Origin of the sequence: Paenibacillus sp. (genome assembly GCF_035645195.1) — a bacterium.
In the GTDB taxonomy this organism is placed as follows: Bacteria; Bacillota; Bacilli; order Paenibacillales; family YIM-B00363; genus Paenibacillus_AE.
This window is the reverse complement of the sequence record NZ_DASQNA010000030.1, coordinates 165,214-178,758: the sequence shown is the minus strand read 5'-3', so window position 1 is coordinate 178,758 and position 13,545 is coordinate 165,214. Positions and strand designations below refer to the sequence as shown.

General features: G+C 58.9%; 11 protein-coding genes. 4 read left to right on the top strand and 7 right to left on the bottom strand.

Features of this window, described 5'->3' with window-relative positions; all coding sequences use genetic code 11:
* The first annotated feature begins 29 nt into the window (after positions 1–29).
* Positions 30–1,325 (top strand): maltose ABC transporter substrate-binding protein, encoded by a 1,296-nt coding sequence (locus VE009_RS15750; protein ID WP_325009218.1) that lies wholly within the window; start codon positions 30–32, stop codon positions 1,323–1,325.
* 118 nt (positions 1,326–1,443) lie between these two features.
* Positions 1,444–2,475: a LacI family DNA-binding transcriptional regulator gene (locus VE009_RS15745; protein ID WP_325009216.1), complete on the top strand. Its 1,032-nt coding sequence runs from the start codon at positions 1,444–1,446 to the stop codon at positions 2,473–2,475.
* Between the two features lie 231 nt (positions 2,476–2,706).
* Here VE009_RS15745 and VE009_RS15740 read toward each other — a convergent pair whose 3' ends face one another.
* The 5 genes from VE009_RS15740 to VE009_RS15720 form a co-directional block, all read right to left on the bottom strand.
* The gene (locus VE009_RS15740) at positions 2,707–3,669 is read right to left on the bottom strand and encodes an aldo/keto reductase (protein ID WP_325009214.1); all 963 of its coding nucleotides are present in this window, start codon (positions 3,667–3,669) and stop codon (positions 2,707–2,709) included.
* Between the two features lie 322 nt (positions 3,670–3,991).
* Positions 3,992–5,671, bottom strand: a complete 1,680-nt coding sequence (locus VE009_RS15735; RefSeq protein ID WP_325009212.1) for an alpha-amylase family glycosyl hydrolase — start codon at positions 5,669–5,671, stop codon at positions 3,992–3,994.
* Positions 5,668–6,516 (bottom strand): sugar ABC transporter permease, encoded by an 849-nt coding sequence (locus VE009_RS15730; protein WP_325009210.1) that lies wholly within the window; start codon positions 6,514–6,516, stop codon positions 5,668–5,670. Before VE009_RS15730 ends, VE009_RS15735 begins: the two co-directional genes overlap by 4 nt.
* Positions 6,513–7,874 carry a sugar ABC transporter permease gene (locus tag VE009_RS15725; protein ID WP_325009544.1) on the bottom strand — a complete coding sequence of 454 codons (1,362 nt, stop codon included), beginning with the start codon at positions 7,872–7,874 and terminating at the stop codon, positions 6,513–6,515. The genes VE009_RS15730 and VE009_RS15725 overlap by 4 nt, the downstream gene beginning before the upstream one ends.
* A 98-nt stretch (positions 7,875–7,972) precedes the next feature.
* The gene (locus VE009_RS15720; RefSeq protein WP_325009208.1) at positions 7,973–9,376 is read right to left on the bottom strand and encodes a maltose ABC transporter substrate-binding protein; all 1,404 of its coding nucleotides are present in this window, start codon (positions 9,374–9,376) and stop codon (positions 7,973–7,975) included.
* Between the two features lie 336 nt (positions 9,377–9,712).
* Here VE009_RS15720 and VE009_RS15715 point away from each other — a divergent pair, with 336 nt between their 5' ends.
* The gene (locus tag VE009_RS15715; RefSeq protein ID WP_325009206.1) at positions 9,713–10,735 is read left to right on the top strand and encodes a LacI family DNA-binding transcriptional regulator; all 1,023 of its coding nucleotides are present in this window, start codon (positions 9,713–9,715) and stop codon (positions 10,733–10,735) included.
* A 94-nt stretch (positions 10,736–10,829) separates the two neighbouring features.
* On the opposite strand, the gene VE009_RS15710 is transcribed toward VE009_RS15715, so the two are convergent.
* Positions 10,830–11,624: a sulfite exporter TauE/SafE family protein gene (locus VE009_RS15710; RefSeq protein WP_325009204.1), complete on the bottom strand. Its 795-nt coding sequence runs from the start codon at positions 11,622–11,624 to the stop codon at positions 10,830–10,832.
* A gap of 181 nt (positions 11,625–11,805) precedes the next feature.
* Here VE009_RS15710 and VE009_RS15705 point away from each other — a divergent pair, with 181 nt between their 5' ends.
* Positions 11,806–12,804, top strand: a complete 999-nt coding sequence (locus VE009_RS15705) for a Gfo/Idh/MocA family oxidoreductase (RefSeq protein ID WP_325009202.1) — start codon at positions 11,806–11,808, stop codon at positions 12,802–12,804.
* Positions 12,805–12,894: 90 nt separating this feature from the next.
* Here VE009_RS15705 and VE009_RS15700 read toward each other — a convergent pair whose 3' ends face one another.
* Entirely contained in the window at positions 12,895–13,542 is a 648-nt protein-coding gene (locus VE009_RS15700; RefSeq protein ID WP_325009200.1) for a response regulator transcription factor, read from the bottom strand.
* Between the last annotated feature and the right edge of the window lie 3 nt (positions 13,543–13,545).

The window sequence follows — 13,545 nt, the reverse complement described above, 5'->3', positions numbered from 1 at the left end:
GATAAAAACCAATAAAAAGGAGCAATCAAATGAAGAAAAAACTCGCATTATTGGCATTGTCCGCCGTCATGACGCTCATGATCGCCGCTTGCAGTACCGGCACAAGAGGCTCCGGAGGCGACAGTTCGACGTCGGACGATTCCGCCGAAACCCAAGGGTCGCAGCAGGCCGCCACCGACGAGCTGGTCCCGGAGCCGGGGGCGGAACTGTTGTTTTGGACATACGACGACCAAAATTCGTTTGCCGAACATGCCGCGTCGGAATTCGAAAAGCAGTACGGCATTCCGGTAACGATCGAAAACGTCGCTTATTGGGACAGCGTCGCCCGGATGTCCACGGACGGCCCCGCCGGAACGGGCGCCGACGTGTTCGGGCTGCAAAACGAAGGAATCGTGCAAGCCGTGAAAGCCGGGCTTGTTTTGCCGAACGATTATTTCGAAGAAGACACAAGAGCGGTTAACCGGGATGAAGCCCTCGCAGCAGCGACCTACGACGGCATTATGTACGGTTATCCCTGGAATGTATATACGACCTCCCTCTATTACAACAAAGAGCTAATCGGGGATGCCAAATTCGAAACCTGGGACGACATTATTTCGTTCTCGAAGCAATTCAACGACCCTGCCAATAACAAATTCGGCTTCATGTTCCAAGGGAATGTAGGATTTTTCGACCTCGCCTTTATGACGGGATACGGCGGCTATATTTTCGGGAACGGCGAAACCGACACGTCCGATATCGGACTTAACAACGAAGGCTCCGTGAAAGGCATGGAATTTTTCCAATCGCTGAAAGAGATTTTGCCGATGAATCTCGCCGATATTACGGGCGACGTCAAAACGGGATTATGGCAGCAAGGGAAAGTGGCCATTAATTTGGACGGCAGCTGGGCGATCGGCAGCAACGGCGAGCTTCCGTTCGAAGTCGGCGTCATGCCGATGCCGAAGCTGCCGGGCGGCGAAACGGCGAAGCCTCTTGCCGGCTATACCTCGTACTTTGTCAGCTCGTATTCGAAATATCCGAATGCCGCCAAGCTGTTTGCCCATTTTATTACTACGAAAGAGATGCAAATCAAAAACAACGAATTGACCGGCGCGATTCCGGCGGCCAAAGACGTGGAATCGGACATTCGGAAAGACGAGATGACGCAAGGTTTTTACAAACAAATCAACGACAGCCACCGTGTTCCGAACCTGCTGGAAACACAGTATGTTTGGCAGTACTTGGACCCCGCCGTCGTGGAAATTTGGAACGGATCCGACCCGAAAGCGGCCTTGGATCAAGCCGTCGCGAATATCCGGGATAGCATCGCGAACCATCAGTAACGTACGCGAAAGGACTGCCCGATTTTGTTAGGGCGGTCCTTTCGCTTCCGACACTTCACTAGATTTTGTATAATTAGGTGTGTTCATCGATAGATTCGCAGGGTTGGGAGGAGCTAGAGTGGCAACGATCCATGATGTCGCAAAGTATGCCGGGATTTCCATTGCCACGGTATCCAGAGCGTTAAACAAACCGGAGATGGTTAATGCGGAAACGCTTGAACGCGTGATGCATGCAGCGAGAAAACTGAATTATTTCAAAAACGATGCGAAACTGCAAAATGTTAAAAACAATAAAGTTTCGTTGGGCGTCATCTTTCCTCATATTACTTCGTATTATTTCGGCGAGCTGTACAGCGGAATCAGCAGAGCCGCGCAGCAGCACAACATCGATTTGGTGCTTTACGAGCTGCGGAACGAAAACATCTCGAAACAAGGGCTGGAAGAAGCCTTCGCCTTCTCCAAGCGGCATATGGTGGACGGCATCCTGCTGGCCAGAAATGTCCCCACTGCATATGACGAAGCGTTCGAGCGTCTGGACATTCCGGTCGCGCTGCTGCTCGGCACTCATGAATCCGCCAAGCTTCCCGCCTTCAAGGTAGACGATATTCGCGCGTCTTTCGATGCAGTCTCCTTCCTGGTATCGCGCGGCCATAGACAAATCGGCATGATTTCGCTGCCGCCGACCGATCAAATGAGCGATATCGTCTCTCGTTTGAGAGGATTTAAGCAAGCGCTTGATTTTTATCAATTGCCGTTTGACGAAGCGTCCGTCGCTTACGGGAACTTGCGTTTCGATGACGGTTATTCCGCGATGAAGGAGCTTCTGGCTTCGAGGGAGAAGACTGGAATAACCGCCGTGTTCACCGTCGCCGACGAAGTGGCGATCGGCGCCATGCGCTGTATCCAAGATGCCGGCCTCAGCGTGCCGGAGGATATTTCCGTCATTGGCTTCGGCAACTTATCCATCGCAAACATTTCTACTCCCAAGCTGACGACGGTGGAGCAGCCTTTCGGGAATATCGGAGAAGAAGGCGTCAAATATATGGCGAAGGTGCTTTCGAACCCTGATCATGTAGAGAAGGGCAATTTTTACTTGCCATATAAAATTATCGAACGCGAGTCGGTAACCGAAAGGCGAGCTCTGCGCTAACCAGCAGAGCAAAAGAAGGCGGTTACGAAGCGCCGACCGGTCAACTGCTCCAGTTTCCAGCATCGCGCTGCGGCATCCAAATTCGGTATCGCCCGCTAAAGACCAGCATCGCGAACAAATGGAGGCAATCGTCGTAATACCGCCGCTCTCCCTTCCGCACCTCCGTGGTCCGAAGCAATTCTACGCAGGACCGCGTGTGCGGGCCGTCGGCCGCAAGGGGCTCTTGCCGTATTATTTAACTAAAAAGGCCAATTGCTCCTCGGACAACCGCACCGCGTCCGCCTCCACGCACTCCTGCAGCTGTTCGACCGTGTAGCAGCCGACGATCGGGATCGTCGGGAACGGCTGCGACAGCAAGTAGCCGAGCACAACCTGCGCGATCGTGAGCGACCGTTCCGCAGCGAGCTGCTTGATCCGCTCCAACCGGCGGCGGTTGCCGTCCGTCCGGTACATGGGGGCCAGCTTCTCGTCGTCGAACGTCAGCGCGCCCGAAGCCAACTTCGAGAATATGCCCTGCGCTTGCGACGAGTACGGAATCGCCGCGATCCCCGTTTCCGTATGCAGCCGCATCGTCTCCTCATCCATGGCGACCAGCGTCGGATCGCCCTGCTTCGAGCGGTCGACCTCGGCCAAGCTCCACATCATCTGGTTGGCGGCGAACCCCTGCAGGCCGCGGGCGGCGGCGTAAGCCTGCGCCTCCCGGATGCGCGCGGCGGACCAGTTCGAGCAGCCGAAATACCGGATGTTCCCCGCCTTCGCCTGCTCGTTCAACGATTCGATAATTTCCCCGGCGTCCTTCGCCGGATCGTCCCGATGAAGCCAATACAGATCGATGCAGTCGACCTGCAGCCGCCGCAGGCTGCCTTCGATGTCGCTCGCGATCTCTTCCCGCGACAGCCGCGACACTTGCATGGTCGACAGGTCGGGATGCGCGCCTTTCGTCGTGACGATCAAGCGGCTGCGGTTGCCCCGGAGCTTCATCCACTTCCCGATCGTTCGCTCGCTAACGCTCGGTTCGATCGGCAGCCAATTGGCGTACACCTGCGCCGTATCGACCATATTGCCGCCGAAGTCGACGTATGCGTCCATCAGTCTAAAGCTTTGCTCCTCATCCAGCTTGCTTCCTAGCGCCACGCCGCCCAGCGACAGCGACGAACTGTCGAGCTCGGTGCCTGCGATGTTCGTACGTTTCATACGATCCCCTCCCGCGATTAAGCAATGAAAACACTTACACTTCTAATCTCATTGTAACAGGAATTCGTATGGCAGACGAACGCAGCTCACCACAATAGCGGAATTAGTTGTCCGTTATTAATCACGAAACTATGTTAAATAGCGAAATAGCGGAACGAAATGTCCGTTATTTTGTAGAAAAGCGCCCCTTCTGGCCGGTTTTCTGCAAATAAAGGACAACTCGTTCCGCTAATCAGACCGATTCTGACAATGCGGGGGATTTAACGGACAGTCCGTTCCGATGAAAACGAGAGGAAGTCGGGCGTGATCCGGCCCTATCTTCTCACGGCTTCAATACCGCCGTGCTGTACGGCGGGAGCGCCAGCGCGTCTCCCTCGATCTTCGCGTCTTCGCTCGTCGCGAACGCGAGCGTCCCGAACCGCTGTCCGCCCTCGCTCGCCGGCAGCGTCACGCTCTGCGCGTCGCCGCTCAGATTGTGAACAATGAGCGACGTTTCCCCGTCGGCGGTCGCCCGGACATACGACTCGATGCCGTCTTGATCCAGATCGAACGTCGCGATGCCGCCTTCATGCAGCGCGCGGTCGGTCTTGCGGTACGCGATCAGACGCTTATAGTGCGCGTACAGCGAATCGGGCTGCGCGGCGAGCGCTTCGGCCGAGATCGCGCCGTCCTGCACGTACTTCGGGACGATCCACGACGTGTTGCCCGGAGCCGAGCGGTCGGCCGTCCACGGGAGAGGCTCCCGAATATGTTCGTCGGGCTTCATGCCTTGCATGCCGAGCTCTTCCCCGTAATACAGGAACGGATTGCCGGGCAGCGTCAGCAGCACCGCGGCCGCCGTCCGCGCATGGTTCTCGTTCCCCCCGAGCACGCTCATGACGCGGTTCTGGTCATGGTTCGCGAGGAAGATCGAATCGGCGAACGCCCCTCCGGACGCTTCTTGGTACAGCGCGTAGATGCGCTCCAGCGTGAACGCGAGGTTGGAGCCGGATTCGGACTTCGCCATGTCGAGGATGCGCCTTGCGAGCTCGAAGTTGAACGCGGAGCTCATCGCCCGGTCGAGATACGGAGCGACGACGGCCGGGGTGTCCCACACTTCGCCGATCAGCGTGACGCCGGGCTTCTCCGCTTCCATCGCCGCGCGGAACTGCTGCCACCAGGCGACGTTCTTCTCCTTCGTCTCCGGTTTGTTCTTGTCGCTCGCGACGTTGTCGTAGATGTGCTTCGCCGCATCGAGCCGGAAGCCGTCTACCCCGAGGTTCAGCCAGTACCGCCCTACGGCGATCATCTCCGCCCGAACGTCCGGATGGTCGAAGTTGAGATCCGGCATGCCGTCCCAGAAAGCGCCCAAGTAATAGCTATCCCCCTTCGGGTGCCATGCCTTCGAGGCGCCGGTCGCGCTGCCCTCGCCCGTCTTCGTCGCCTCGTCCGCCCAGACGTACCAGTCCCGCTTGGCGCTGTCCTCGCCTGCCGCCGACTCGATGAACCAAGGGTGCTTCACGCTCGTATGGTTGACGACCAAGTCCATCAGGACGCGAATGTCCCGCTTGTGCGCCTCTTCGACGAGCCTCTTCATGTCCTCGAGCGTCCCATAGTCCGGGTGGATGCCGTAATAGTCCGTCACGTCGTACCCGTGATAGCTCGGCGACGGGTTGACCGGCATCAGCCAAATCCCCTGTACGCCGAGGTCCGTTAAGTAGTCGAGCTTCTCGGTGACCCCGTTCAGGTCGCCGATCCCGTCGCCGTCCGAATCGTAGAACGAGCGGACGAAAATTTCGTAGTAGACGCGGGACGGCTGATCGAACGCGGTCTTCGCCGCCGCCGGTTCGGCAGCGGATTCGGCTTGGGGCGTCCCGTCAGCGGACGGCGCTCCAGCGGGCGGCGCCGAGGCCGGCTGCTCTTCGACCGGCTCCGCGCCGCCGCCGCTTCCCATGCAGCCGCCTAGCAGCAGCCCCGCCGTTACCAGCAGCCACAGCGTTCTCTGGAACCGCCGCCGCATCATCCTTTCGTCGCCCCCGCCGTCAGGCCTTCGACGAGCAGCTTCTGCAGCGCCATGAACAGCACCGTCACCGGCACCGCCGCCAGCACGGAGCCTGCCGCGAACAGCGTAAATTCCGTAGACGTGTACGTGTCGACCATCTCGACGAGGCCGACGGCCAGCGTCCACTGGTCTCTCGCTTTGCTCAGGATGAGCCGCGCGAAAATAAAATCGACCCAAGCGCCGGCGAACGTCGTGAGGGCGACGTACGTCATGATCGGCCGGGACAGCGGCAGGAAGATGCTGAAGAAAATTTTCAAATGTCCCGCCCCGTCGATGCGCGCCGACTCCTCGAGCGATTTCGGCAGCGTGTCGAAGTACCCCTTCGCCACGAACATGCCGAGCGCCGCCCCGGCCGTATAAACAAGGATCAGCGCCGCGTGCGTGCCGAGCAGGTTCAGCTGCATCAAGATGATGTACGTCGCGATCATCGACATGAAGCCCGGGAACATCCCGAGAATCAGGATCGTCGTCATCAGCGTCTTCCGTCCGTAAAACCGGTAGCGCGAGATTGCGTACGCCGTCAGCAGCTGAACGAGCGTGCCGAGCGCCATCGAGATCGTCGCGACCTTGATCGTGTTCCAGTACCACCGCGCGAACCGGAAATCCCGATCCTTCTGATCGCGGAACAGGTCAATGTAATGCTCGAGCGTAAGCTGCCGCGGAATGAGCGTCTCGCTGAACAGCGAATTGCCGACCTTGAACGAGGACATGACGATCCACGCCGTCGGATATAGGACGCAGATCGCAATGAGCGCGAGCAGCGCATAGCTGACGAACAGCCGGATTCCGTTCTTCGCAGATCTCATTGCAGGATGTCCTCCTCTCGGAACGAACGGGTGCGGCGGAAATTGTAAATCGAGAACGACGCGATAAACAGGAAGATCAAGATGCCGACCGCCGACGCGATGTTGTAAATTTGATTGTCGAGCGTCAGCTTATACAGCCACGTGACGAGCAAATCGGTCGTCCCTGCGAAGGCGTAGTCGCCGGTCTTCGGGTCTCCCTTGGTCAGCAAGTAAATCACGTTAAAATTGTTGATATTCCCCGCGAACTGCATAATGAGTAGCGGCGCCGTGGCGAACAGCACGTACGGCATCGTAATGTTCCGGAACTTCTGGAAGCCGGAGGCGCCGTCCACTTCCGCTGCCTCGTACAAGTCTCTCGGGATCGCGGTCAGAATGCCGAGCACGAGCACCATCGACACCGGCACGCCGATCCACATGTTAACGGCGACGATCGTCACCTTCGCCCAGAACGGGTGAATGAGCCACGGCAGCCCCTCGAGACCGAGCATCCGGAAATACGTGTTAATCGGACCGAGCTGGGAGTTGAACAAGTTTTTCATGATCAGCAACGAAATAAACTGCGGAATGGCGTAAGGAACGATGAAGATGGTGCGCCACATCCCCTTGAAGCGGATCCCCTTCTGCTGGATGAGCACCGCGACGAAAATGCCGCCGAAATAACAGGTGACCGTCGCGACGACAGCCCAAACGATTGTCCAAGCGAGCACGTTCCAAAACGTATACGCCCATTGGGAGTAAACGAGCAGGTTAGAAAACGTCTGGAGCCCGACCCAATCGACGAGATTTTTTTGCGGAATGTGGTTCGGGGCGGAATAGTTCGTGAAGGCGATCAAAATCATGAAGATGATCGGCAGAATCGTAAAAAACAACACGCCGAGCCCCGGAAGCGAAAGCAGCACATACGGGAAGCTCTTCTCCTGCAAGCTGCGAATCGATTGCGAGAACCCCGGCACCGGCTTGCCCTGATCGCGCAGCGCCCCGTTCCGGTATGCGTCCCGCACGTTCAAGAACCAGATGAACGCGAAGATGAGGAACGTCATCAGCGCGATTAACCCGTAAATCATCAGGAAGATCGAGTGATCCCCCGGCAGCAGCACGGTCAAGCCTTGCGCGTTCTTGCCGAAGCCCGCCGCTTTATCTCCAAGCGTAATCAATCCGCGAATGTTCCGAGGCAATGTGTTGAAGGTGAAGTACAATCCGATTCCATACACCAGAAAGAAGATCAAAGCCTTAACATACTGTTTGTTAAACCACTGTCCTGCACCCATTACGAATAGGGAGAGCGTCGCGGCCGTTCTGGCGAACGTTTTCGAATCGTTCGTCCCCGGGACGGCGTTCGGCGCGCTGCGCTGCGTCATCATTTTGTCAGCCCCCTTAAGAGTTCACATATCAGGAATCACCCGCCGGCCCAATACCGGCGGGTGATCTGTTCCACTAGCGTATATTCTTCGTAATCTTACTGCGCCGTCGCGGCGAGGTCCTTCATTTGCTGCACCATGCTGTCGAGCGCCGCTTTCGGATCGGCGTTGTCGTTCCAGATCGACGCCAGCGCGGATTCCATCGGCACCCAATAGTTCGCCATTTCCGGAATCGCCGGCATCGGCACGGAATTTTCGAACTGCTCGAGGAACGCGGCCGTAATCGGGTCCGCTTTGATGTCCGGATCCTCCGCGAGCGCCTTCGCCGCCGGAATGACGCCGGTCATTTCGTAGTTTTTCTTCTGGAACTCCGGCGAGGACGCCATTTGCGCGAACAGTCGAGCGGCGATCGGGTACTTCGAATTCGCGTTGACGTAGTACGCCTTGACGCCGGAGAACGGCTTCATCGGCTGGCCGTTCGGCAGCGTCGGGTACGGCGCGACCGCGAGGTTCGGCACAAGGCTCTTGAACGATTCCTTATCCCAAGGACCGCTGACGTTCATCGCGAGCTTGCCTTGCTCGAACAAGCTTTTGCGCACGTCGTCCGTAATGTCGCCCGTCTTGAACGGCAGCATTTGATTCAGCGTCTGGAAGAACTTGCCCGCTTCCACCGCGCCTTCCGTGTTCATGCCGATGTCGTTCGGATCCGTACCGCCCGAGCCGAACACGTAAGCGCCGTAGCCGCCGAAGAAGCCGAAGCTCCAGTAGCCGTTGCCTGCGGGCCACATGTACGCGTACTTGTTCTCCGCCGGGTTGTTGAACGTCTTGGCGAATTCCACGACGCCGTTCCAGTCGGAAGGCACTTCCGGGATCAAATCTTTGTTGTAATAAACGGCCGTCGTTTCGACGGAGTACGGATAGCCGTACAGCACGCCCTCGTGCGTCACCGCGCTGACTGCCGTCTCCGACATCAATTCCTTCGTCTGCGCTTCGAACGCGTCGTTCGGCAGGATGATGCCAGCCGATGCACCGGAGCCCGTGCGGTCGTGCACCGCCGCGAACACGTCCGCGCCGAGACCCGCCGGACCGTCCGTAATCATTTGGCCCATCGATTTATCCGGACCGACGTCCGCCCACTCGACGTCGACGCCGTATTTCTCTTTGAACGCTTTCGCGACTTCTTCGATGAACGCCTTTTGATCCGCGGACTCCCAAACTAGAAGCTTGGCGCCTTCCTCAGGCTGCAGCTCTGCCGTCGCCGCCGGCTGCTCGGCCGGCTGCTCTGCCGGCTTCTCGGCCGGCGCGTCCGTCGCGGGAGCCGTCGCCGCCGGCTCTTCCGTGCCGGCCGTGCCTCCGCCGCACGCGGTTGCCGCCAATGCAAACACCAGGGACGTAGCCATCACTAACCAAGGCTTCTTCATTTTGTTCATTCCTTCGACCCGCTTTCTCATAAAATGGATGATGACCGTTTTGCGCAAACGGTTGCTCACAGCATTCCGCACGATCCGACCGCTTGTCAGTGTTCAACCGTTTTCACAAAGCGGATCGACTGGAAGTGTAAGCGCTTCATAACAATTTGCTGAGTCTGATTATAGGGGAATGTGCAATCGTTTTCACGTCCCGGATTTGAGCGAATTCGACCGATTTGGGCGAAAATTGGGCCGTATCGGTTCGCCAACTCCCCCAATCCCTTGATTGTTCGTTTTTTCGAGGTTTGTGCGCGGAGGCGGTTTCCGTTTACAATCGTTTTTAAAATACTTTGCGAAGACACTGCGCCATTTATTTGTGAGAACGGTTGCACAACGGTGGAGTCATCGATTCGTTAGGAGTGGTTCAACGTGAACGTTACCATCAAGGACGTCGCCAGGAAAGCCGGTGTCTCCCCATCGACCGTATCCCGCGTCATCTCCAATCATCCCCGCATCAGCGCGGACACGGCGAATCGCGTCAAGAAAGTCATGGACGAGATCGGCTACCACCCGAACATGATGGCGAAGAGCCTCGTATCGCGCACGACGCAGACGATCGCCGTCATTCTGCCGCGCCCGGCGGACGAATTGTTTCAAAATATGTTTTTCTCCGAGGTCATTCGCGGCATCCTCGCCCAATTGACGAAATCCGGGTACGACTTGCTCATGGCGTACGGCGCGTCGGAGCGCGAGGAGCTGGACACCGTCACCCGGCTCGTCAAAGGCCGCCGCGTCGACGGCATCCTGCTGCTGTCCTCGCGGACGAACGACCCGATCGTCGCGATGCTGCGCGCGGCCGACTTTCCGTTCGCGATCATCGGGCGCAACGAGGATTACGACGATATCCTGACCGTCGATACGGACAACGTTCAGGCTGCCTACGACGCTACGCGGCATTTGATCGCGCAGGGCCACGACCGGATCGGCTTCGTCAGCGGCCCTCCGGAGCTCGTCATGTCCCGCGACCGATTGGCCGGGTTTACGAAAGCGATGAAAGAAGCGGGGCTGCCGGTGCGCTCCGAATGGATCGTCGAAGGCGAGTTTTTGCAGGAGAGCGGCTACCGGGCCATGTCGTTGCTGATGGGCCTTTCCGTCCGGCCGACGGCGCTCGTCGTCATCGACGACGTCGTCACGTTCGGCATTTTGCGTGGGTTGTACGAGCTAGGCTTTCACGTTCCGATGGATCTGAGCTTAATCAGCTTCAACAACGTCGTTTTGTCCGAGCTCGCCACTCCCCCGATCAGCAGCATCGATATCGGCATTTACCAATTGGGCTACACGGCCTCCCAAGAGCTGGTTCGGATGGTCAAATCGGAAGAGCCGCACCTTCACCGCAAGCGGCACATCATCCCGCACCGGCTCGTCGCAAGGGAATCGTCGCTGCGGCGCTGAACGACAACGACACCGCCCCATGCCGGGTGCGGTGTCGTTGTCGTATTTCCCGATGCGAACATCCCGACGCCGCACGAGCGCCGGGATCACGCGATTATCCTTTCATCATCAACCGAATCGCGACCCATACGAGCAGCGCCGCCAAGATGCGCAGCAGCAGCTTCGCCGGCACGCGCCGCGCGAGCCTTGCGCCGAGCTGCCCGCCGACCCATGCGCCGGGCGCGAGGCAAAGCACCATCAGCCAGTCGATATTGCCAAGGACCGCATGCGTCGAAGCGCTGACGATGGCCGACAGGAAAATTTGCAGCATCGACGTCGCGACGGCGATATGCGGCGGGAAGTGCAGCAACAGCGTCATTGCCGGCACCATGAGGCTCCCCCCGCCGACCCCGAACAAGCTGGCCAAGAAACCGACCAGGAAGCTGATGACGATGCCGGTCGGCAGATGGTACGCGTAGTCGAATCGGTCGCCCCCCGCGTCGACGAAGCTGCGCCGCGCCGTCGGGGGAAGCGGCCACCGGATCGGCTCCTTCGGCTTCAGCAGCAGCAACAGCGCGACGAACAGCAGGAAGGCGCCGAAGCCGACGAAAAACAGCCTCCCCTCGATGCCGTCGGCCAGCATCGCCCCGCCGATCGAGCCGGGGATCGCGGCGGCCGCGAACCGGAGCGCCGCCTCGTAATCGATGCGCTTTTGTTTCGCGTATACGATCGTGCTCGAGATCGAATTGAACAGCAGCACCGCCGTCGACGTGCCGGCGAGCAGAGACGGGGGCATGTCCGGGTACAAAAACGCGAGCGCGGGCACGACGATAAAGCCTCCGCCGAGGCCGACCAGCGAGCCGGACAGGCCGGCCAGCAAGCCGATGCATACCAATAAAACAATTGTCACGCTGATATCCCTTCTTCCGTCAAAAGCGGCAGCATACCGCCCCCCTTTATACTTTACCTCTTAAGAAAACCAATTTCGAGCGGCAAGTCTTTTCGAAATCATGTAGGCGGTTTCACCGACATTTGGTATAGTTTGCTATAACGACGCAAGCCCATTTTTCTACGAAGGGACTGTCTTATTCATGTCATTGAACATTGCGGTAATCGGAACGGGCTGGTTCGGCAAGAAGCACGCGGAGATGCTCGCGCAAATGGAGGACGTGCGGATCGCCGGCTTCGTCGGCACGTCGAAAGCGAAGGCGGAGGCGGCCGCGCAGCCGTTCTCGGGGGCGAACGGCTACGACGACGCGGAGGAGTTGCTGGACCGCGAACGGCCCGACGCCGTCTACGTGACGGTGCCGCCGATGGCGCACGGGGATCTCGAGCTTTCGCTTATCGAACGGGGCATTCCGTTCCTCGTCGAGAAGCCGCTCGCGGCGACTGCCGAAACGCCGGCGCGCATCCTGAAGCGGCTGCGGGAGCGCCCCGTCGTTCACTCCGTCGGCTACCATTTGCGCTACCTCGATTCGGTCGTCGAGCTGAAGAAGCGTCTCGACGGATGCGCCGTCGGCATGGTGACCGGGGGCTGGATGGGCGGCATGCCGGGCGTGTATTGGTGGCGCAATCAAGAGATGTCCGGCGGGCAGTTCGTCGAGCAGACGACGCATCTCGCGGATTTGCTTCGGTATACCGCCGGCGAAGTGCGCGAAGTGTACGCGGCGTTCGGGAACCGGTTGCTGCATGAGACGGTCGAAGGCTTCACCGCCTCGGACGTCGGCGCCGTGACGCTGACGATGGAGAGCGGCGCGGTGGCGTCGCTGTCGAACACGTGCCTGCTGCCGAACGGCGCCGCGCGCGTCGAGATGGTGTATTATACGGACCAAGGCATCCTAGATTGGAAACGGGAGCGGCTCGAGACGACCGGCGGCGGCTGGACGAACGTGTTCCGGGACGCGCGCGACCCGTACCGGCTCGAGAACGAGGCGTTCCTGCACGCCGTGCGCACCGGCGATGCGTCGCGCATCCGCTCTGACTACGAAGACGCTTGGCGGACGCACCTCGTCACGATCGCGGCGAACGAATCGGCCCGGACCGGACGCCCCGTCCGCATCGCCGACGTCGAGGCCGCGGCATTGGCTTGACCCCGCCCCCAACCCGAACAGGCTCGCAACGTCGAAGAAGCCCGCGGAACGCGCAGCGCAGCTGCACCGTTCCCGCGGGCTTTCTCCGTCCTACACCAAATCCTCCGCCGGAAGAATTCCTAAACTCTTCGCCTTCTTGATCGCTTCGACGCGCGAGCCGGCGTGCAGCTTCTGAAACAGCTCCGTCAGGCTGTATTCCAGGGACCTCTGGCTGATCATCAGCGTCTTGGAAATTTCTTTGTTGCTCTTGCCTTTGGCGAGCTCCCGAAGCAGCCTGTCTTCCTCCTTCGTAATCGTCGTCTCCTCTCGTCCCGGCTCCCCTTGGACGACGATCTCCTGCCGTCTTAGCTGCTTCAGCAGCTGCATCGGCACGATCGCCTCCTTCCGCGCGGCGCAGCGGAGCGCCTGCACGAGCTGCTCGCGGGTGGACGTCTTCGCGATGAACCCGGAGACGCCCGACTCCATCAACAAATTGAAATGCGGAGCGATTTCGAAGCCCGAGTAGATGAGAATGACGGCGTCGGGAACGTACTCCAAAATTTTGCGCGTCAAATCGGCTCCATTGATGTTCGGCATATATAAATCCAAGAGCATGACGTCGAATCGCTTCAACCGAACCAAGTCGGTCACGCAGTACACGTCCGTCTCGATCGTCACGTTCATATCGGGCTCGGACTCGATTAACATTTTCGTCCCTTCGACCACCGACCGATGATCGTCAACCAGTAAAATTTCCATAGC